This is a genomic window from Agromyces sp. NPDC004153 (assembly GCF_053603635.1).
In genome coordinates, this window is sequence record NZ_JBSGFY010000001.1 from 2,163,132 (window position 1) to 2,183,332 (window position 20,201).

The window sequence follows — 20,201 nt, forward strand, 5'->3', positions numbered from 1 at the left end:
CGCTACTCGACCACCCGGCCGAGCCCCGCCGCCTTCGCGAGCAGCGCGGAGCGCTCGCGCTCGTTGCCCGTGAGCCGCGCGGCGCTCTCGAGCTCGCCGCGGGCCTCCTCGTTGCGGCCGAGCCGGGCGAGCAGCTCGCCGCGCACGGCGGGCAGCCCGGCGTAGCCGGCGAGCCTCCCCGAGCGCTCGAGGTCGTCGACGATGCGCAGCGCGCTCGCCGGACCCGTGGACATCGCCACGGCGACCGCACGGTTGAGCTCCACCACGGGCGACGGTGCGATGCGTCCGAGCGCCTCGTAGAGCACCACGATGCGGGCCCAGTCGGTGTCCTCGGCGGTCGGCGCCACCGCGTGGCACTCGGCGATGGCGGCCTGCAGCCCGTACGACGCTCGGCCGCGCCCGATACGGTCGGCGCGCGCGAGCGCGGCGCGTCCACGCTCGATCTGGGCGCGGTCCCAGCGGCTGCGGTCCTGCTCGTCGAGGGGGATCGGCGTGCCGTCCCGCGCCACGCGCGTGGCGAACCGCGCCGCGTGGAACTCCATGAGCGCCACCAGCGACTGCGCCTCGGGCTCCCGCGGCATGAGGCCCGCGACCATGCGGGCGAGGCGGAGGGCCTCGGCCGAGACATCCGGTCGCACCCACTCGTCGCCGGCCGCGGGCAGGTAGCCCTCGTTGAAGATCAGGTAGAGCACGCTGAGCACCGACCCGAGGCGCTCCGCGTACTCCTGCGGCTCGGGCACCTCGAACGGCACGTTGGCGGCGGCGAGGGTCTTCTTCGCCCGCACGATGCGCTGCTGGATCGTCGCGACCGGCACGAGGAACGCCCGGGCGATCTCCTCGGAGCTGAGGCCGCCGACGATGCGCAGCGTGAGCGCGATCTGCGCCTCCCGCGAGAGCACGGGGTGGCACGCGACGAACACGAGGCGCAGCACGTCGTCGTCGATCGTGTCGGGGTCCCAGAAGGTGCCGGATGCCGTGCGCTCCTCCTCCTCGAGGTCGCGGGCCATCGCGGCGTACCGCTCGTCGAGCCGCTCGCGACGCCGCCAGCCGTCGATCGCGCGGCGCTTCGCGACCGCCGTGAGCCAGGCGCCGCCGTTGCGCGGCACGCCCTCGACCGGCCACTGCCGGAGCGCCTCGAGCATCGCCTCCTGGGCCAGGTCCTCGGCCTGGCCGACGTCGCCGACGAAGCGCGTCAGCGTCGCGATGATGCGCGCGGACTCGATGCGCCACACCGCGGCGAGGGCGCGCCGGGCGCGGTCGGCGTCGGCGTCATCCGCCGGGACGACCGCGCCCGTGGCATCCGTCACCTCGGACATTCAGCTCTGCGATCCGAGTCGGCCCTCGGCGTCGGCACGCCACTGGGCCTCCTTCTGGATCCACTCGTTGTCCTGCGGGAAGTCCTCGAGCTCGTTCACGCGCCGCACCTCGAGCTTCGTCCCGGGCCCGAGCGGGCATCGCCTGGCCCACTCGATGGCCTCCTCCTTGCTGGAGACGCCGATGATCCAGAACCCGTTGAACAGCTCCTTCGCCTCGGCGTACGGGCCGTCGGTGACGACCGGCGGCGTCGAGTCGAAGTCGACGACGAACCCCTCCTCGACCGGGGCGAGGCCCTCGCCGGCGAGCAGCACGCCGGCCTTGATGAGCGACTCGTTGTAGCGACCCATCGCCGCGATGATCTCCTCGAAGTCGAGGTCCTTCGAGGCCTCGATGGCCTCCTCGGAGTCCCGCATGATCAGCATGTACTTCATCGTGATTCGCTCCTTCGTCGACGGGCCGTGCGCCCGCCTCACTTGCACGTCGAACGGGCTCGTGGCCGGATCGACATCGTCGCGGACGTTCCTCGGGCCATGTTTCCATGTGCGTCCGAAACCGCACGAGCGCGCGAGGCGTACGCTGAGGATCGGTCGTTTCTCGCAGGGGGCTCCGTGAAGGCCGTCGGCCCGGCTCGGCCGTACGCTCCGGCACGAGCAAGGAGGCTCCATGTCCGCGTCGTCCGAAACCGTTCGCCCGGGAATCCGGCCGTTCACGGGAGAGGTGCACGTGATCGGCGCCGGCCCGGTGGGCCTCATGCTGACCGCGCTGCTCCAGCCGATCGAGGGGATGAAGCTGCACCTCTACGAGAAGCGCAGCGAGTACACCCGGAAGCGGATGGTGGAGCTCGCCCCGTACCTCGTGGCGGACTCGATCGAGGCCTACGAGACGGATGCGATCGACGGCGACAGCATCGGCGCGCTGTTCGACCCGGCGGAGCTCGTCGACGGACTCGCCTTCCGCCGGACGATCCCGCCCGACCTCGACGGGCTGCTCCACGAGTGGTCGCTCGGGTTCTGCGCGCTCAACGAGATCGAGCAGTCGCTCAGCGACCTGATCGACGCACGCACGGCCCATCCGGTGCAGCGCACGGCGGGTCTCGTCACCGCGGAGGACGCCATCGCCAGGCTCGAGCCGGGCGGCATCCTGATCGACTGCACCGGCAGCGGCTCGCTCCTGCGCGATCACCTGACGACCGGCGCCGAGGACGTCGAGGCGCACGCGAACACCCTCAAGGTGCGGCTCGAGTACGCGCTCGTCATCACCTTCCTCTACGGGCAGCCGTACGACTGCAACGAGTCCTGCAAGTACTACAAGAACGTCGACAACCTCCAGTACAAGTTCATCCCGATGGTGCGCCGCACGCACTACGACGGCAGCGTCACCCACGTGACCGGCATCGTGACCATCACGCCCGAGGAGTTCGCGGAGATGCCGCCGCGTTGCGACGGCGCGTGGCTGCGCGAGAACTTCCCCGTCGTGGCCGAGTCGATGGACCGCTTCATCGACAAGATCCGCGAGGAGACCCACGGCGACCTGATCGGGGACCTCGAGATCATCCGCATCCCGCTCAACGTCTACCGCGCCCGGAACGCGACGAACCGGCGATGGCTCCGCTCGGGTCGCACCGACCATCCCTTCGCCCACGCCCCGGTGTTCCTCGCCGGCGACTCCGCCATCGGGTCGCCGTACTTCCAGTCGATCTCGCTCGGGTTCGAATGCGCGATGCGACTTGCCGAGCTCATCGCCCGGCCGGGCCTGCCGCTCGACGACCTGCTCGACGAGTACGAGCTGTTCATGTACAAGCAGTGGTTGCGCGTCTACATGCGCAGCAAGATGATCAAGCACAACAAGGACCTGTTCGAGTCGATCGACGAACCGCTCCGGCTCCTCGAGAAGCTGCACATCTACTGAAGGGGATCCGATGGAACGCACGCGCACCGACGTCGACGCATTCCTCACCGGGACCCAGGGTCCGCGCGGCGACGACCTGCGCGAGCTCGACCGCTTCATCACGGAGGAGCTCTCGGGCCTCGAGCGGGTCCTCTGGGAGGGCGCGATGTGGGGCGGCACCGAGCAGCGCATCGTCGGCTACGGCGCCATCAGCCAGCCGCGGCCGCGCGGGGCATCCGTGGAGTGGTTCCTCGTCGGCCTCGCCCTGCAGCAACGGCACCTCAGCATCTACGTGAATGCCGCCGAGGACGGCGAGTACCTCGTGCGGCGTCGCGCGGCCGCGCTCGGCCGGGTGAAGGTCGGGTCGGCGGCGCTGACGTTCGGTGCGCTCGCCGACCTCGACGTCGACGCGTTCCGGGCGCTCCTGGCCCGTGCGCGCGAGCTCGTGCCCGACGTGCGCTGACGGCCTCGGCGAACGGGACAGGTCAGCCGGATGCCGCGTGCCGGGGCTCGAGGCGCACGATGACGGCCTTCGACACGGGGGTGTTGCTCTCCTCCGCCGCGCTCTCGAGCGGCACGAGCACGTTGGCCTCGGGGTAGTACGCCGCCGCGCAGCCCCGCGCCGTCGGATAGGCGACGAGCCGCTGGTTCGCGAGCACCCGGTCGGGCTGGCCGGGCCATTCACTCACCACGTCGACGCGCTGCCCGTCGGTCAGGCCGAGCTCGGCGAGGTCGTCGGGGTGCACGAACACCACGTCGCGGCCCTTGCGGATGCCGCGGTAGCGGTCGTTCAGGCTGTAGATCGTGGTGTTGAACTGATCGTGCGACCGCAGGGTCTGCAGGATGAGCCGGCCTGCGGGACGCTCCAGGTGCTCGAGCTCGTTGACGGTGATGATCGCCCGTCCCGCCGGGGTGTCGAACCGGCGCTCGTCACGGGGACCGTTCGGCAGCACGAAGCCGTCCCTGCGGCGGATGTCCTCGTTGAACGACTCGAAGCCGGGCACAACGCGCGAGATGCGATCGCGGATCAGGTCGTAGTCGTCCTCGAACGCGCGCCACGGGATGTCGTACCGGTCCCCGAGCGTCGCCGCCGCCAAACGGGCGACGATCGCGACCTCCGAGAGGAGCCCGGAGGCGACGGGCGGCAGTGGGCCGTGGCTCGCGTGCACGGCGCACACGCTGTCCTCGACCGAGACGAACTGCGGATGCCCCTGCTGGAGGTCGACCTCGGTGCGGCCGAGCGCGGGCAGGATCAGCGCCTCCTCGCCCGTGACGACGTGCGAGCGGTTGAGCTTCGTCGACACCTGCACCGTAAGCTTCGCGCCGCGCATGGCCGCCTCCGCGGCGGCCGTGTCGGAGATGGCCCCGACGAAGTTGCCGCCCATGGCGACGAACACCTCGAGCTCGCCGTCGCGCAGCCCGTGCACGGTGCGCAGGGCGTCGGCCCCGTGCCGGCGCGGCACCGGGAAGCCGAACTCGGCTTCGAGCGCCGCGAGGAAGCGCTCCGGCATCCGCTCGCTGATGCCCATCGTGCGGTCGCCCTGCACGTTGCTGTGTCCGCGGATGGGCGAGGCGCCCGCACCCGGCCGGCCGATGTTGCCGCGCAGGAGCAGGAGGTTCACGATCTCCTTGATCGTCGCGACGGCCTTGCGCTGCTGGGTGAGGCCCATGGCCCAGGTGATGATGACGCGGTCGGCCGCGAGGTACTCGGCCGCGAGGTCGTCGAGCTCCTGCGGAGCGAGTCCGGTAGCCGCGAGCACGGCCGCCTCGTCGAGGTCGGCCAGGTGGGTGCGGAAGGCGTCAAGGCCGATCGTGTGCCGGTCGAGGAAGTCGTGGTCGAGCACCGTGCCGGGCGCGGCATCCTCGGCCTGCAGCACGCGCTTCGACACCGCCTGCAGCAGCGCCATGTCGCCGCCCGAGCGGATCTGCAGGAACCGGTCGGCGATGGCCGTGCCGCGACCGAGGAGCCCGCGCACCTTCTGCGGGTTCTTGTAGCGGATGAGCCCGGCCTCGGGGAGCACGTTGACCGACACCACGCGGCCGCCGTTGCGCTTCGTCTCCTCGAGCGCGGTGAGCATGCGGGGATGGTTCGTGCCGGGGTTCTGTCCCATGACGATCACGAGGTCGGCCTTCGCGAAGTCGTCGTACGCCACCGTCGACTTGCCGACGCCGAGGGTCGCGTTGAGCGCCGTGCCGGTGGACTCGTGGCACATGTTCGAGCAGTCGGGCAGGTTGTTGGTGCCGAACGCGCGCACGAGGAGCTGGTAGAGGAAGGCCGCCTCGTTCGACGTGCGCCCGCTCGTGTAGAACGCCGCGCGGTCGGGCGAGTCGAGGGCGTTCAGGCGGTCGGCGACAAGCCGGAACGCGTCGTCCCACGAGATGGGCTCGTAGTGATCGGACGCCGCGCGCTTGACGACCGGTTCGGTGAGCCGGCCCTGCTGGCCGAGCCAGTACTCGTCGCGGCCGGCGAGCGAGGTGAGGGAGTGCTCCGCCCAGAACGACCGGGGCACCGTGATCGGCGTGGCCTCCCAGGTGGTGGCCTTCATGCCGTTCTCGCAGAACTCGAGCCGGTTGCGGTGGCCGGGATCGGGCCACGCGCAGCTCATGCAGTCGAAGCCGTCCTTCTGGTTGATGGCGAGGGCGAGCCGAGCGGTGCGCGCGACCCCCATCTTCGCGAGCGCCGGCTCGATCGAGTGCCGGATCCCGTGGACGCCGACGGCCCACTGCTGGTGCGGGTGGACCTCGAGGTCGGGGTAGGGGTCGGAGGTCGGTTCGGTCACGGCAGCGCGGCTCCAGGCTCGGGAACGGGTTCGAGGAGACGCTCCTCGCCGGCGTAGATCACCATCGACGCCCCGCGCACGAAGCCGACGAGCGTGAGGCCGGCGTCCCGGGCTTGCTCCACGGCCAGCGACGACGGCGCCGACACGGCGGCGAGCACCGGGATGCCGGCCATCGAGGCTTTCTGGGTGAGCTCGAAGCTCGCCCGACCCGACACCTGCAGGACGGTGCCGCGCAGCGGGAGGAGTCCCTCGCGGGCGGCCCAGCCGATGACCTTGTCGACGGCGTTGTGACGGCCGACGTCCTCGCGCAGCACGAGCAGCTCGCCCGTGCGGCCGTCGAAGAGGGCGGCGGCATGCAGGCCCCCGGTCTTCTCGAAGACCTCCTGGCCCGTGCGGAGTCGGCCGGGGAAGGCGATGAGCAGCGTCGGGTCGACGCGGAGGTCGTCGTCGATCGGGTGCGCCGTGCTCGTGCGCACCGCCTCGATGCTCGCCTTGCCGCACACCCCGCAGGAGCTGGTCGTGTAGATGCTGCGCTGGATGGAGGGGTCGGGCGCGGGCACGCCCCGAGCGAGCGTGATGTCGAGCACGTTGTACGTGTTCTCGCCGTCGGCTCCGGCGCAGTGGATGGCGCCCGTCACCTGATGGCCGTGCGCGATGACGCCCTCGGAGACGAGGAAGCCGACCGCGAGGTCGACGTCGTGCCCCGGCGTGCGCATGGTCACGGTGAGCGGCGTGCCGCCGACGCGGACCTCGAGCGGCTCCTCGACGGCGAGCAGGTCCTCGCGTCGGGAGACCCGGTCGCCGACCGTGACCCGTACGACCCGCGTCCTCGCGGTGATCCTGCCCATGCCTCCTGAATACCACGGCCGGCTGAATACCACGGCCGGCGCAGCAGCACCTGCGAGCGACCGCGATGACGGGGGGCGGCCTACCATGGTCCCGTGCTCATCCTCGATGCGGTGATCCTCATGGGCGGTCGCGCCGAACGCCTCGGCGGCGCCGCGAAGGGCGACCTCCGCGTCGACGGGCGCACGCTGCTGGAGCGGGTCGTGGACGCCGCCGACGTGGTGCGCGATCGGGTGGTGGTCGGCGAGATCGGCGCATCGGTGCTGCCGATCGACGTGCGCGTGGTGCGCGAGGAGCCGCCGTTCGGTGGTCCGGCTGCGGCGGTCGCGGCAGGCGTCCGCGCGCTCGGCGGTGACGCGGATGCGGTGCTGCTGCTCGCCGGCGACCAGCCGTTCGTGGCGGCGGCGATCCCGCCGCTGCTCGAGGCACTCGATCGCGGTGCTGCCGACGCCGACGGCGCTCGGGCGGTCGATGCCGACGGTCGCGCGCAGCACCTCACCTGCGTCGTGCGGCGCGCGGCCCTCGAGGCGGCCGTCGCCGCGGCATCCGATGGTCGATCGCTCGACGGCGTCTCGATGCGCCGACTGCTCGAGCCGCTGCGGCTCGTCGACGTCGCGGTGCCGCCCGAGGCGACGATGGACGTGGACACCTGGGCCGACGCCGACGCGGTCGGCGCGACGGGAGGAGAGGGACGATGACGATCTCCGACGAGGAGTTCGACCGCGTGCTGGCGCAGTGGGCCGACCGGGTCCGCGCGGAGCTCGGTATCACCGACGCGCCGCTCGACATCCAGCAGGTGCTTGGCGTCGCCGGCGTCGCCGCGCACTCCGTCATGCGTCCGGCGGCGCCCATCACGACGTACCTGGCCGGCTATGCGGCGGGCGTCGCCGCCGCCGGCGGTGCGGATGCCGCGACCGCCGCCCGCGACGTGCTCGATCGCGTGCGCAAGCTCGCGTCCCCGTGAGTCGCGGACTCGCCTGGCAGGTCGCGCGCGAGCGCGCGGCCGCGGCCGCCCCGGTGTCGGCGAGCGAGCACGTGCCACTGCACCGCGCCGTCGGACGCGTGCTGGCCGAGGACGTGCGGACGCCCATCCCGCTGCCGCACTACGCGTCGTCGGCCATGGACGGCTGGGCGGTGCGGGGCGGGTCGCCGTGGCGGCTCGTCGAGGGACCCGGGATCGAGGCGGGCGAGGCGGTCGTGATCGTCACGGGAGGGCTCGTCCCAGACGGCGCCGACGCCGTGCTCCGCTCCGAGGCGGGGCGCCTGGTCGACGGCCGGCTCGAGCCCGTCGGCGAGACCGGACACCGGGACGTCGCGGAGCGTCGGCACATCCGGCCGGCGGGCACCGAGGCGTCCGCGGGGGAACTGGTGCTCGAGGCCGGCACCACGCTGACGCCGCCGCGGGTCGCGCTCGCCGCGGCGACGGGCGCCGATCGGCTCACCGTGCGGCGTCGCCCGCGGGTCGCGCTCGTGCTCACCGGCGACGAGGTCGTCGAGACGGGCGTGCCCGAGCCGGGTCGGGTGCGCGACAGCTTCCGGCTCGCGCTGCCCGCCATCCTCGACGAGCTGGGCGCCGAAGCGATCGCGGTGCACCGGGTGGGCGACGATCCGGCGGCTACCGCCGACGCGATCACGGCCGACCGGGTCGACCTCATCGTGACGACGGGCGGCACGGGCGGCTCGCACGCCGACCAGGTGCGCGTGGCCGTCGAGCGGCTCGGCGCCGAGGGGCTCGTGCCGTCGGTGGCGATGCGCCCGGGTGGGCCGACGTTCCTCGCGCGACTGCCCGACCGGCTCGTGCTCGGCCTCCCGGGCAACCCGCTCGCCGCGGTGCTGGGGCTGCTCGCGATCGGCGGTCCGCTGCTCGGCGAGTGGACCGGCCGGACGGCCGCGACGACGACGGTCACGGCCGCCGAGGCCCTCGCGGGGACGCGCGGTGCGACTCGGCTGGTGCCCGTCGCGGTGCGCGACGGGGGCGCGACGCCCACTGCGCACCTCGGGTCGGGCATGCTGCGCGGGCTCGCCGTCGCGGACGCCGTGCTCGTCGTGCCCGAGGAGGGCGTCGAGCGCGGGGCGTCCGCCGCGGCGCTGCCGCTCCCGTGGCCGACGTGAGCGGAACGCGGGCAGTGCGCAGCAGGCCCCGGCCTAGGCGCTGACGTCCACCCGCTGGGGCTCCGCCGCGCCGGTCGGGCGCCCGGCCCGCGCCAGCACGGCCCGCGTCGACGCCTCGGGCCGCAGGTCGAGTCGGCGCAGCAGCTGCGCGTTGAGCGCGACGATCACGGTCGAGAGGCTCATCAGGATCGCGCCGACCGACATCGGCAGCACGAACCCGATCGGGGCGAGCACGCCCGCCGCGAGCGGCACCGAGATGAGGTTGTACCCGGCGGCCCACCAGAGGTTCTGCGCCATCTTGCGGTAGCTGGCGCGCGACAGCTCGATCACGGAGATCACCGAGCGCGGGTCGGACGAGGCGAGGATGACCCCGGCAGACGCGATCGCGACATCCGTGCCGGCGCCGATCGCGATGCCGACGTCGGCCTGCGCGAGCGCGGGCGCGTCGTTCACGCCGTCGCCGACCATCGCGACGCTGAGGCCCTCGCGCTGCAGCTCCTGCACCTTCGCGGCCTTGTCCTCGGGGCGCACGCCCGCGTACACGCGGTCGATGCCGAGGCCGGCGGCGACCGTGCGGGCGACGGGCTCGGCGTCGCCCGTGATCATCACGACCTGCACGCCGAGCGCGTGCAGCGCGTCGACCGCCTCCCTCGACTCGGGTCGCACCTCGTCGGCCAGCGCGATGGCACCGGCGACGTGGCCGTCGACGAGCACGTGCAGCACGGTCTCGCCGCGCTCGCTCCACCCGGCGGATGCCGCGAGCGGCTCGGCGCCCTCACGGGCGAGCAGTCCGGGGCCGCCGACCTGTACGGAGCGGCCGTCGACCGTGGCGTGCACGCCGATCGCGGCCGACGCCGTGAAGCCCGACGCCTGCGGGACGGCGAGGCCCCGTCGCGCGGCATCCGCGACGATCGCCTTCGCGAGCGGGTGCTCGGAGTCGCCTTCGTCCGCGGCGGCCAGTGCCATGAGCTCGTCGGGGTTCCAGCCCGGGGCCGCCGCGGCATCCGTCACGGCCGGCTCGCCCTTCGTGAGGGTGCCGGTCTTGTCGAACAGCACGGCCTGCACGGTGCGCATGGTCTCGAGCGCGAGGCGGTCGGTCACGAGCACGCCGCCACGGGCCGCGCGCTCGGTCGCGATCGACACCACGAGCGGGATGGCCAGGCCGAGCGCGTGGGGGCACGCGATCACGAGCACCGTGATGGTGCGCACGACGGCGTCGTCGGGGCTGCCGAGGAGGGTCCAGACGGTCGCCGTGATGACGGCGACGGCGAGGGCGAACCAGAACAGCCAGCCGGCGGCGCGGTCGGCGAGGCGCTGCGCGCGGGAGCTCGACGCCTGCGCCTGCGCGACGAGGCGCTGGATGCCCGCGAGCGCGGTGTCGTCGCCGACGGCGGAGACCCGCACGCGGATCGCGGTGTCGGTCGCGACGGTGCCCGCGACCACGTGGTCGCCGGGGCCGCGGCTCACCGTCGTGGACTCGCCGGTGATCATCGACTCGTCCATCGCGGCCGTGCCGTCGATGACGTCGCCGTCGGCCGGGACGCGTCCGCCGGGCCGCACGATCACGATGTCGCCGACGCGCAGGTCTGCGGGTGCGACGATCTCGACGGTCGGAGCGGTCCCCGAGCCCGTCGAAGGGTCCGTGGCATCCGTCACGCGCTCGGCCTCGTCGGGCAGCAGTGCGGCCAGCGCGTCGAGCGCCGACGAGGTCGCGGCGATCGAGCGCATCTCGATCCAGTGGCCGAGCAGCATGATGACGATCAGCAGCGCGAGCTCCCACCAGAAGTCGAGCCGGTGGTCGAGCAGGCCCAGGCTCGCGCCGAGCGACGCGAAGTACGCGACCGTGATCGCGAGGCCGATGAGGAGCATCATCCCGGGCTTGCGCGCCTTCAGCTCCGACCAGGCGCCCGTGAGGAACGGCCGCCCGCCCCAGAAGAACATGACGGTGCCGAGCGCGGGGGAGATCCACGGGATCAGGGCGTTGTCGGGCAGGGGATAGCCGATGATGTCGGCGAACATCGGGCTGAACAGGATCGTCGGCACCGCGAGCACGAGGTTGATCCAGAACAGGCGGCGGAACTGGCCGACGTGGTCGCCGTGGCCGGCGTGCATGTCGTGGCCGGCGTGGCCCATGTCGTGGCCGGCGTGCGCGTCGTGGCCCATGTCGTGGCCGGCGTGCGCGTCGTGGCCCATGTCGTGGCCGGCGTGGTTCATGTCGTGACCGGCGTGCGCATCATGGTCGGCGTGCATGTCGTGACCGGCGTGCGCGTCGTGCTCCGCGTGCATCTCGTGGCTCGCGTGCGCGTCGTGTTCCGGGTGCAGGCCATGCTGCTCGTGCCCGCGGTGGCCCTGCGTCTCGTCCCGCGTCATGTCCATCGATCTTCCTCCACATCGTTCCGCTTCGCAGCATACCCCCTAGGGGTATTCTCCACAACGACGACCGGTGCGATTCCATTCCCGATCCGCTCGATCGGCGGCGCCATCCGGATGCCGCGTCATCCGACATGCCGGATCGGGGCCGTGGCCGTCCAGCCCGGTTCGCGATCGGAGAACATGGGCGACTGTGGCATCCGTCGCGTGCTGTGATGTGCGGATGGACCTGCTCATCCTCGGTGGCACGCAATGGCTCGGACGCACGATCGCGCAGGAGGCGCTCGCCCGCGGCGATCGCGTGAGGTGCCTCGCGCGCGGCGAGGCCGGAGCGGTGGCCGACGGCGCCGAGCTCATCGTGGCCGACCGTTCGAAGCCGGGCGCGTACGACGCGGTGTCGGATCGGGACTGGGATGCGGTGATCGACGTGACGCGCCAGCCCGGATTCGCACGGCGAGCCGCCGCCGACCTCGGGCCTCGGGCCGCGCACTGGACCTTCATCTCGTCGGGCAACGTGTACGCCGCGCAGGACGAGCCGGGCGCCGACGAGTCCGCCGCGCTCATGGCGCCGCTCGCGTCCGACGAATCGACGCCCGACACGTACGGCGAGGCGAAGTCGGCGATCGAGCAGGCGTACCGCGAGGCGCTCGGCGACCGGCTGCTCGTCGTGCGTCCCGGGCTCATCGCGGGTCCGGGCGATGCCTCGGGTCGCAGCGGGTACTGGGTCGCCCGAGCCGCTCGCGACGACGAGCCGATGCTCGTTCCCGACATCCTCGACGCGTCGGTGCAGGCCATCCACGTCGACGACCTCGTGCGCTTCACGCTCGACGCCGTCGCGACCGGGCGCACCGGCGTGTTCAACGCCGTGGGCGACCGTATGTTGTTCGAGGACTGGCTCGAGGCGAGCCGTGCGGTCGGCGGCCACCGTGGCGAGGTCGTCGCGGTGTCGCCCGAGTGGCTCGCCGAACAGGGCGTGGCCGAGTGGTCGGGACCCGACTCGCTGCCGCTCTGGATCATCGACCCCGAGTGGAACGCCTTCCTCGACCGCTCGAACGCCGCCGCGAAGGCGGCCGGGCTGCGCCTGCGTCCGCTCGAGCAGCTCCTCGCCGAGACGCTCGAGTGGGAGCGCAACCAGGGGCTCGACCGCGAGCGCGGCGCCGGGCTGTCGAAGGCGAAGGAGCGGGAGCTGCTCGCGGCTCTGCGGGGATAGCGGGCGGGCTCGTTCCTCCCGGCGAGCGGGACCAACGGCCCGATTCGCGCTTCGTCCCGGGCGTAGCATGAGGCCACGACGGGACATCCCCCGTCAGCGCCGTCGGAGGTGGTGCGGCATGTTCTGGGGTCACGGCTACGGAATGGGCTGGGGCTGGCTGATCGCCCTGTTCCTGCTGCTCGCACTCGCGGCGCTCGTCATCCTGGTGGTGCGCTCGTTCACGTCCGCTCCACCGGGATCGCCGCCCCACCAAGGGCCGCCGGTGCCGCCGCGCAGCCCCGCCCGGGCGATCGCCGAGGAGCGCCTCGCGCGCGGCGAGATCAGCCGCGACGAGTATCGCGAGATCGTGCGCGCGCTCGACGAGGGGCCGCCGCGGCCGCTGCCCTGAGCGCCGCGGGCGGCGCGCGGTCGCCGGGCGTCCGGGATCGCAGACATCGCGGTCGGCGGATGCCTCGGCTCGCGGCATCCGCCGTTGCTAGCGTCGTGGCATGGCGACGCTCTCGTACGACCCGCTCTGGCCCCGCGCGGGCGACTGGCCCGCGCTCGCGGACTTCGGACCGGGGGCATCCGTCGACCTGGCACTGCTCGGCGTGCCGGCGTGGCGCACGTCGCTCTCGCCGACGAACGCGCACGCGACGCCGGCGGCGATCCGCGAGGCGCTGCGGCGATACAGTCCGGCGCTGATGCCCGACCGGTCGGCCGGGTCGGCGCCGTTCCACGATCCGGATGCCGCGGACGCGAGCCGTGGGCGCGACCTCTTCGAGCTGCGATTCGCCGACGCCGGCGACATCGTCGACCCCGACGGCCCCGAGGGTGAGGCGCGCACCATCGCCGCGACCGCTGCGGCGCTCGAGCGCGCCGCGGCGCTGGTCGCCCTCGGCGGCGACAACTCGGTGACGGTCGCCACGGCGCTCGGCGCCTGGGGCGACGACCTCACGACCGCCGGACTCGTGACGATCGACGCGCACTACGACCTGCGCGACGGCGTCTCGAACGGCTCGCCCGTGCGGCGCCTGATCGAGGCGGGGCTCGACCCGCGGCGGATCGTGCAGATCGGCATCGCCGACTTCGCCAACTCGGTCGCCTACGCGACGCGTGCGGCCGACCTCGGCATCACCGTGATCCATCGCGACGAGCTGCACGGGCGGCGACCGGCCGAGGTCATGGCCGAGGCACTGTCGATCGCTGGAGCCGCCGGAGGTCCGGTGCACCTCGACGTCGACGTGGACGCGTGCGACCGGTCGGTCGCGCCCGGGTGCCCGGCGTCGGTGCCGGGCGGGCTCGCCGCGTGGGAGCTGCGGGCGCTCGTGCGTGCCGCGGCCGTCGACCCGCGGGTGCGGTCGGCCGACCTCGTCGAGATCGATGCGACGGCGGATGCCGCGGACGGCCGCACCGTGCGACTGGCTGCGCTGTGCGTGCTGGAGTTCGCGGCGGGCCTGGCGGCGCGCGGGTAGGGCGCGGTCGGCGCCGGGCCTCGCGGCCCCGTGCGCGCGGTGGCAGACTCGGGCCCATGAAGACCCTTGCGCTCGTGCGCCACGCGAAGTCGAGCTGGGATCACCCCGGCGTGTCCGACCACGACCGGCCGCTGAACTCGCGCGGCCAGCGCGATGCCCCCGCGATGGGGCGCCGGCTCGCGGAGCGCGGGTTCCGGCCCGAGCGGATCCTCTCGAGCACCGCCCTGCGGGCGCGCATGACGGCGCAGCTCATGGCGGATGCGCTCGGCGTCGATGCCGACCGGATCATGCTCGACGAGCGTCTCTACGCGGCATCCGCCGACGAGGTGCTGCGGGTCATCGGGGAGCTCGACGGCGACGTGTCGACCGTGATGGTGGTGGGCCACAATCCCGAGACGGCGTCGCTCGCGCACGAGTTCTCGTCGGACATCCACGAGATGCCGACGTGCGCCGTGGCGGAGTTCACGTTCGAGGTCGACGCCTGGTACGAGCTCGAGGACGTCGAGCCGTCGTCGGTGCGGGTGGAGACGCCGCGGGACTAGGCGACTTGTCCTCACAGGCAGGGCGCGGGCGCGGTTATCCACAGGCGAAGTACCTGATCAGGGCATATTTCGATGAGATCAGGATGTCGGTGGGTGGTGATGGAATCGATGCATGACGACATCCGGGGCGACCACCGCCGAGGCCGCGCTGCGCTCCGACCTCGACCGCATCGCCGCCCTGGAGCGCGAGATCCGTGCGGCGCAGGCGGAGCAGTTGCGGCTGATCGACCGGGCGCATGGGTACGCGCATGCCGCCGCTGACGTGCATGACGGGTCGCCGCAGGTCGAGGGTGAGTTCGCCACCCGGTCATTCATCGCCGAGCTCGGCACCCTGCTGCGCATCCCCGAGGCCACGGCGTCCGGGTTGGTCGCCGACGCTTGCATCGCCCGACGCCATCACGACACGATCGCGGCGCTCGGTTCGGGCGCGATCAGCCTGGCCCACGTCCGGTCCCTGTTCGACGCCGTGGTCGGGTTGCGCGCCGAGGATGCCGCCAGACTCGAGGCGGCCGCGCTGGAGCGGGCGCCACGCGAGACCGCGTCGGCGTTCCGTCGTCGCGTCCGGCGGCTCCGCGACCGGCTGCATTCCGAACCGCTCACCGCCCGGCACGACCACGCGCGCGACCAGCGGCGGGTCTGCCTCGAATCCGCCGAGGACGGCATGGCCTGGCTCAGCCTGTACCTCGAGGCCGAACGCGGCGTCGCGATCATGGCCCGACTCGACGCCCTCGCAGACGCGCGATCCGCCGACTCCTCGGCAACCCGCGCACAGTCCAAGCTCGACGCGGCGGCCGACCTGCTGCTCGGCCGTCCGCTCGACGCGGATGCCGCTGCACCTGCGTCGCCGCTCGGCGTCGTGACCCCGCGGGTGTACGTGACCGTGCCCGTGCTCACCCTGCTCGGACACTCCGACGAGCCCGCCGAACTCGACGGGCACGGACCGATCGACGCCGAGACCGCCCGTCGCCTCGCGGCGCACGCGCCGTCGTTCCGGCGCATCCTCACCCACCCCCACTCCGGCGCCTCCCTCTCTTACGACCGCACCGTCTACCGAGTGCCCGCCGACCTCGCCGGGTACCTCCGGGTCCGCGACGGCACCTGCCGGTTACCGGGCTGCTCCCGCCGCGCGGTCGGCTGCGATATCGACCACACCCGGGACTGGGCGACGGGCGGCGACACTCGGCACGACAACCTCGCCCACCTCTGCCGCAAGCACCACCGCCTCAAGCACAACACGAGGTGGCGGATGTCGCAGATGCCGAGCGGCGACATCCGCTGGACATCACCGGCCGGCCACGAATACCTCACCAGCCCCGAACAGCCGTTCACGCGGCTCCCCCAAGAGCCCCCATGGGCGACCGCTGGAACCACGGAAGGTCTCGAATCCGACGCACCGACCTCCGATGCCGCATGATCACGGCGGCGCGGGACGTCTGCGCTTCGCCGTGTGCGGCCGAACGCAGCCTCGACCCTCACTCACCCGATGCCGAGAGCATCCGTTCCACGTAGGGCGTCGCGGGCGCCGCGCGCAGCTCCGCCAGCGTGCCCCGCTGCGTCACTCGGCCCGCCTCGAGCACGAGCACGGAGTCCGCGAGTGCCGCGGCATCCGCCGGGCTGTGCGTGACGAGCACGGTTGCCCCGCCGAATTCCCGCACGTGCGTGGCGAGTTCGACCCGCATGTCGGCGCGCACCTCCACGTCGAGCGCCGACATCGGCTCGTCGAGCAGCAGCACCTCGGGGTCGGCCGCGAGCGCGCGGGCGAGCGCCACGCGCTGCGCCTGACCGCCCGAGAGTTGGGCGGGGAGCCGGTCGGCGAGCGACATGAGTCCGTAGCGTTCGAGCCATGGTTCGGCCGCGGCGCGAGCGGCGGCGCGCGACCCGCGCATCCGGGCGGCGAACGCCACGTTGTCGCGCACGGTCAGGTGCGGGAAGAGCACGTAGTCCTGGAAGAGCACCCCGATGCGTCGGCGCTCCGGCGGGAGCCGGTCGACCGGGCGGGAGCCGATCGCGACGCGTCCCGACTCGAGCGGCACGAGCCCCGCGATCGCCGCGAGCACGCTCGACTTGCCGGCGCCGTTCGGTCCGATCACGGCGAGCGGATGCCCCGGCGCCACGTCGAGCGAGGCGGCGATCCGCGTCTCCCCGCGGGCGACTACGACGTCGGCATGCAACGCCGGACGCGCGACGGTCGACGCGGCCGAGGGCCGACCGGCGCGGTCGGCGCGGTCGCTGCGGTCGGCGCGGTCGTCGCGGTTGGCGCGGTTGCTGCGGTCGCTGCGGTCGCTGCGGTCGCTACTGCCGCCGCCGCTCGTGGCATCCGTCATGCGCGCACCTCCGGCATCCAGCGGTCCCGCAGCCCGAGCAGCACGATCACCGACACGGCGAGCAGGAGCAGGGCGAGCGCGATCGCCTCGTCGGGATCCGACTGCATCGCGAGGTAGCTCGCGATCGGCAGCGTTCGGGTGACGCCGGGCAGGGAGCCCGCGAACGTGATGGTCGCACCGAACTCGCCGAGCGCGCGCGTGAAGCACAGCACCGCGCCCGCGGCGACGCCCGGCGCCACGAGCGGCAGCGTCACGTGCCGGAACACCTGCCAGCGCGACGCGCCGAGGGTCGCGGCGGCGAGCTCCGTGCGCCGATCGGCCGACCGCAGCGCACCCTCGACCGCGAAGGTGAGGAACGGCAGCGACACGAACACCTGCGCGATCACCACGGCACCCGTCGTGAAGGGCACGGTCACGCCGAACCACTCCTCGAGCAGCTGCCCGATCGGGCCGCGACGCCCCAGCAGCATGAGCAGGGCGATGCCGCCGACCACGGGCGGCAGCACCAGCGGCACGGTGACCGCCGCGCGCAGCGCCCTCCGCGGGAGCGTCGGCCAGTCCGCGGCGCGAGCGAGCAGGGCCGCGAGCGGCACGCCGAGCACGAGGCAGCACGCCGTCGCGACCGTCGCCGTCGTGAACGACAGCACGAGTGCCTGCAGGACCGACTCGCGCGCGAGCAGCTCGGGCAGGTCCGACCACGGAGCCCGCACGACCAGGGCGGCGAGCGGGAGCACGAGCACCGCGAGCGCGATCCCCGCCACGACGGCGACGGGCCACGCCAGTCGTCCGGCGACGCCCGGCCCGCGCCGCCCGGCGCCGCCCGGCCGACGCCGCGCGCTGCGTCCGGTCCGGGGTCCTCGCCGGATCCCGGATCGGGCCGACACGGGTGATGCCACTACGGCTTCCCGAAGCCCGCCTCGGCGAGCACCGCGCGGCCCGGATCGCCGGTCACGAACGCGACGAACTCGGCCGCCGTGTCGGCATCGCCGGCCTCGGTGAGCGCCGCGATCGGGTACCGGTTCACGACGGATGCCGCGCCGGGCACCTCGATGCCCTCGACCTCGTCGCCCGCCGCGATGACGTCGGTGCGATAGACGAGCGCCGCGTCGACCTCGCCGAGCGAGACCTTGGTGAGCACGGCCTTCACGTCGGACTCGAGCGTGTCGGGCGCCGCCACCACGCCCTCCTGCTCGAGCAGCTTCACGGATGCCGCGCCGCACGGCACCGATGCATCGCACATGGCGATCCGGAGGCCGGCGTCGGCGAGGTCGTCGAGGCCGGTGACGCCCGCGGGGTTCCCAGCGGGCACGACGAGCTCGAGCGTGTTCGCGGCGAAGACCACGGGATCCTCCGCGAGCCCGGCATCGACGACGGTCTGCATCGGCGGCTCGGCGGCCGCTGCGAAGACGTCGACCGGCGCGCCCTCGACGACCTGCTGTGCGAGGGCGGCGCTGCCGCCGTAGCTCAGCGTGACCTCCACCGACGGATGCTCCGCCTCGAACCGCTCGGCGAGCTCGTCGAACGCCTCGGTGAGCGATGCCGCCGCGAACACCGTCAGCGTCGTGGGCTCGGCGTCGGCTGGCGCGTCGGATGGAGCGGACGAGGCGGTACCCCCGTTCGCGCCGGTGGACGCGCACCCGGCGAGCACGAGCGCCGCGAGCGCCGCGAGCGCGGCGAGGGCGGCGAGGGCGGCGGCGGCACGCGGCATCCGCCCGCTGCGCTCTTCCCCGATGCGTCGCCCGTTCACGCCTCACTCCCCGGCGGCAGCTCGATCGTGACGTTCGTCGCCTTCACGCTCGCGGCGGCGAGCATACCCGGCTCGAGCCCGAGGTCGTCGGCGGCCTCGCGACTCATGAGCGACACGACCCGGAACGGACCCGCCTGCAGGTCGACCTGCGCCATGACGCCGTCGCGCTGCACGCGCGTGACGAGGCCGACGAACCGGTTGCGGGCCGAGGCGCGCGCCACCGGGAACGCCTCGGCCAGCGCCGCGCCCGACCCGACCTCGGCCATGAGCGCCACGAGGTCGGTGCCGTCGACCACCTGCATGCCGTTCGCCCCGCGCCGGAGCGTGAGACGCCCGTGCTCCCCCCAACGGCGCACGGTGTCGTCGCTCACTCCGAGCAGGGCGGCGGCCTCGCTGATGCGGTACTCGGGCATCATTCGATCCTCAGGTGCGTGGTCATAGCGCGATCCTATCCGTACCTGCGGATCCACGCGACAGCGGTCGGACGGGCCGCCCCGCCTGCGAGAATCGGAGCATGCCCGCGATCGATCCCGACTCGCCCCGTTACGCCCGCCAGCGCGTGCTGCCCGGCTGGGGCGCCGACGCGCAACGCCGGCTCGCCGACGCCCGTGTCGTGGTGCTCGGCGCCGGCGGCCTCGGCAGCTTCGTCGTGCCCGCGCTCGTCGCGGCCGGCGTCGGCACGGTCGTCGTGGTCGACGACGACGAGGTCGACGTCACGAACCTGCACCGCCAGCTCCTGCACGCGCCCGGCGACGTCGGGCGGCTCAAGGTCGAGTCCGCAGCGGATGCCGCGTTCGACCTGTCGCCCGACACCGCTCTCGTCCCGGCGGCGATCCGATTCGACGAGACCGTGGCCGACGAGCTGCTCGCCGGTGCCGACCTCGTCGTCGAGGGCACCGACGACATCCTGACCCGCTACGCGGCCGACGACGCCGCGGCGCGCGCCGGCATCCCGCTCGTGTGGGGCTCGGCCGCGAAGTTCTCGGGCCAGGTCGGTGTCTCGTGGGACGCGCGCGGCGTCTCCTACCGCGACCTCTTCCCCGAGCCGCCCGCCGACGCCGGGCTCAACTGCGAGATCGACGGCATCCTGCCGACGGTCTGCACCGTGACCGGCGGCATGATGGCCGGCGAGGCGCTGAAGCTCCTCACGGGGATCGGTGAACCGCTGCTCGGACGCGTCCTCGTGTACGACGGGCTCAGCGGGCGGTCGCGCGAGATCGCGTATCGCCGGGCGGATGCCGCGGCGGGCCCGGTCGAGCCGGAACCCGCGAAGCCGGCACCGCCCGCAGCGCCGGGCAACGTCGCACCTGCGGCCCTCGCCGACGAGCTCGCGTCCGACGCGCCGCCGCTGCTCCTCGACGTGCGCGAGCCGTGGGAGGCGCAGATCGCGACCATCGAGGGCGCCACGCTCATCCCGCTGCCCGAGCTCGCCGACCGGGCGGGGGAGCTGGATCGCGCGGCATCCGTCGTCGTGTACTGCCACCTCGGCGTGCGCTCGGAGTACGCCGCGCGCCTCCTGGCCGGATCGGGGTTCGCGAACGTGCGCAACCTGGTCGGGGGCATCGACGCCTGGTCGCGCACCGTCGACCCCGCGGTCGCGAGGTACTGAGAT

Annotated in this window: 20 protein-coding genes and 1 pseudogene; 12 read left to right on the forward strand and 9 right to left on the reverse strand. The window is 73.3% G+C overall.

The genetic code is table 11. The features are described from left to right. Positions 1-2: 2 nt before the first annotated feature. Together ACWEOH_RS10185 and ACWEOH_RS10190 are read right to left on the reverse strand one after the other, a co-directional pair. On the reverse strand, positions 3-1,316 hold the full coding sequence (locus tag ACWEOH_RS10185; protein ID WP_452030570.1) for an RNA polymerase sigma factor: 1,314 nt from the start codon (positions 1,314-1,316) through the stop codon (positions 3-5). After that, the gene (locus ACWEOH_RS10190) at positions 1,317-1,748 is read right to left on the reverse strand and encodes a YciI family protein (protein ID WP_452030572.1); all 432 of its coding nucleotides are present in this window, start codon (positions 1,746-1,748) and stop codon (positions 1,317-1,319) included. A gap of 232 nt (positions 1,749-1,980) precedes the next feature. On the opposite strand from ACWEOH_RS10190, the gene ACWEOH_RS10195 reads away from it, so the two are divergent. Together ACWEOH_RS10195 and ACWEOH_RS10200 are read left to right on the forward strand one after the other, a co-directional pair. Further along, the gene (locus ACWEOH_RS10195; RefSeq protein WP_452030573.1) at positions 1,981-3,225 is read left to right on the forward strand and encodes a hypothetical protein; all 1,245 of its coding nucleotides are present in this window, start codon (positions 1,981-1,983) and stop codon (positions 3,223-3,225) included. 10 nt (positions 3,226-3,235) lie between these two features. Beyond that, complete coding sequence (locus ACWEOH_RS10200; RefSeq protein WP_452030575.1) at positions 3,236-3,667, forward strand: hypothetical protein; 432 nt, start codon at positions 3,236-3,238, stop codon at positions 3,665-3,667. 22 nt (positions 3,668-3,689) lie between these two features. Here ACWEOH_RS10200 and ACWEOH_RS10205 read toward each other — a convergent pair whose 3' ends face one another. Both ACWEOH_RS10205 and fdhD read right to left on the reverse strand, forming a co-directional pair. Then, the gene (locus ACWEOH_RS10205) at positions 3,690-5,984 is read right to left on the reverse strand and encodes an FdhF/YdeP family oxidoreductase (protein WP_452030577.1); all 2,295 of its coding nucleotides are present in this window, start codon (positions 5,982-5,984) and stop codon (positions 3,690-3,692) included. Then, positions 5,981-6,832 carry a formate dehydrogenase accessory sulfurtransferase FdhD gene (gene fdhD / locus ACWEOH_RS10210; RefSeq protein WP_452030579.1) on the reverse strand — a complete coding sequence of 284 codons (852 nt, stop codon included), beginning with the start codon at positions 6,830-6,832 and terminating at the stop codon, positions 5,981-5,983. Before fdhD ends, ACWEOH_RS10205 begins: the two co-directional genes overlap by 4 nt. Before the next feature lie 93 nt (positions 6,833-6,925). Between fdhD and ACWEOH_RS10215 the strand changes: the two genes are divergently transcribed. From ACWEOH_RS10215 to ACWEOH_RS10225, 3 genes are read left to right on the forward strand one after another with little or no spacing between them, the layout of a single operon-like run. Beyond that, positions 6,926-7,528, forward strand: a complete 603-nt coding sequence (locus ACWEOH_RS10215; RefSeq protein ID WP_452030581.1) for an NTP transferase domain-containing protein — start codon at positions 6,926-6,928, stop codon at positions 7,526-7,528. Further along, the gene (locus ACWEOH_RS10220) at positions 7,525-7,794 is read left to right on the forward strand and encodes a DUF6457 domain-containing protein (RefSeq protein ID WP_452030583.1); all 270 of its coding nucleotides are present in this window, start codon (positions 7,525-7,527) and stop codon (positions 7,792-7,794) included. The genes ACWEOH_RS10215 and ACWEOH_RS10220 overlap by 4 nt, the downstream gene beginning before the upstream one ends. Further along, positions 7,791-8,942 (forward strand): molybdopterin molybdotransferase MoeA, encoded by a 1,152-nt coding sequence (locus ACWEOH_RS10225; protein WP_452030585.1) that lies wholly within the window; start codon positions 7,791-7,793, stop codon positions 8,940-8,942. Before ACWEOH_RS10220 ends, ACWEOH_RS10225 begins: the two co-directional genes overlap by 4 nt. A gap of 33 nt (positions 8,943-8,975) precedes the next feature. On the opposite strand, the gene ACWEOH_RS10230 is transcribed toward ACWEOH_RS10225, so the two are convergent. Beyond that, positions 8,976-11,054, reverse strand: a complete 2,079-nt coding sequence (locus ACWEOH_RS10230) for a heavy metal translocating P-type ATPase (protein WP_452030587.1) — start codon at positions 11,052-11,054, stop codon at positions 8,976-8,978. Here ACWEOH_RS10230 and ACWEOH_RS10235 point away from each other — a divergent pair. The 6 genes from ACWEOH_RS10235 (at position 11,031) to ACWEOH_RS10260 (ending at position 15,932) form a co-directional block, all read left to right on the forward strand. After that, positions 11,031-11,528 (forward strand): hypothetical protein, encoded by a 498-nt coding sequence (locus ACWEOH_RS10235; RefSeq protein ID WP_452030589.1) that lies wholly within the window; start codon positions 11,031-11,033, stop codon positions 11,526-11,528. The genes ACWEOH_RS10230 and ACWEOH_RS10235 overlap by 24 nt on opposite strands. Before the next feature lie 7 nt (positions 11,529-11,535). Continuing rightward, positions 11,536-12,522 carry an NAD-dependent epimerase/dehydratase family protein gene (locus ACWEOH_RS10240; protein ID WP_452030591.1) on the forward strand — a complete coding sequence of 329 codons (987 nt, stop codon included), beginning with the start codon at positions 11,536-11,538 and terminating at the stop codon, positions 12,520-12,522. Between the two features lie 118 nt (positions 12,523-12,640). Then, on the forward strand, positions 12,641-12,910 hold the full coding sequence (locus tag ACWEOH_RS10245; RefSeq protein WP_452030592.1) for an SHOCT domain-containing protein: 270 nt from the start codon (positions 12,641-12,643) through the stop codon (positions 12,908-12,910). A gap of 100 nt (positions 12,911-13,010) precedes the next feature. Continuing rightward, entirely contained in the window at positions 13,011-13,976 is a 966-nt protein-coding gene (locus ACWEOH_RS10250; RefSeq protein ID WP_452030594.1) for an arginase family protein, read from the forward strand. A 56-nt stretch (positions 13,977-14,032) separates the two neighbouring features. Beyond that, positions 14,033-14,518 (forward strand): SixA phosphatase family protein, encoded by a 486-nt coding sequence (locus ACWEOH_RS10255; protein WP_452030596.1) that lies wholly within the window; start codon positions 14,033-14,035, stop codon positions 14,516-14,518. A 112-nt stretch (positions 14,519-14,630) separates the two neighbouring features. Then, a complete protein-coding gene (locus ACWEOH_RS10260; RefSeq protein ID WP_452030598.1) occupies positions 14,631-15,932 on the forward strand; it encodes a DUF222 domain-containing protein in 1,302 nt (433 codons plus the stop codon). Between the two features lie 276 nt (positions 15,933-16,208). On the opposite strand, the pseudogene ACWEOH_RS10265 reads toward ACWEOH_RS10260, so the two are convergent. The 4 genes and pseudogenes from ACWEOH_RS10265 to ACWEOH_RS10280 form a co-directional block, all read right to left on the reverse strand. Then, positions 16,209-16,842: pseudogene (locus tag ACWEOH_RS10265) on the reverse strand (ATP-binding cassette domain-containing protein); the annotation flags it as partial. Further along, the gene (gene modB, locus ACWEOH_RS10270) at positions 16,839-17,603 is read right to left on the reverse strand and encodes a molybdate ABC transporter permease subunit (protein WP_452030600.1); all 765 of its coding nucleotides are present in this window, start codon (positions 17,601-17,603) and stop codon (positions 16,839-16,841) included. The pseudogene ACWEOH_RS10265 and the gene modB, both read right to left, overlap by 4 nt. Positions 17,604-17,737: 134 nt before the next feature. Further along, on the reverse strand, positions 17,738-18,589 hold the full coding sequence (gene modA / locus ACWEOH_RS10275) for a molybdate ABC transporter substrate-binding protein (protein WP_452030602.1): 852 nt from the start codon (positions 18,587-18,589) through the stop codon (positions 17,738-17,740). Further along, entirely contained in the window at positions 18,586-19,002 is a 417-nt protein-coding gene (locus ACWEOH_RS10280) for a TOBE domain-containing protein (protein WP_452030603.1), read from the reverse strand. Before ACWEOH_RS10280 ends, modA begins: the two co-directional genes overlap by 4 nt. Positions 19,003-19,103: 101 nt before the next feature. Here ACWEOH_RS10280 and ACWEOH_RS10285 point away from each other — a divergent pair, with 101 nt between their 5' ends. After that, positions 19,104-20,198 (forward strand): ThiF family adenylyltransferase, encoded by a 1,095-nt coding sequence (locus tag ACWEOH_RS10285; RefSeq protein ID WP_452030605.1) that lies wholly within the window; start codon positions 19,104-19,106, stop codon positions 20,196-20,198. The last annotated feature ends 3 nt before the right edge of the window (positions 20,199-20,201 follow it).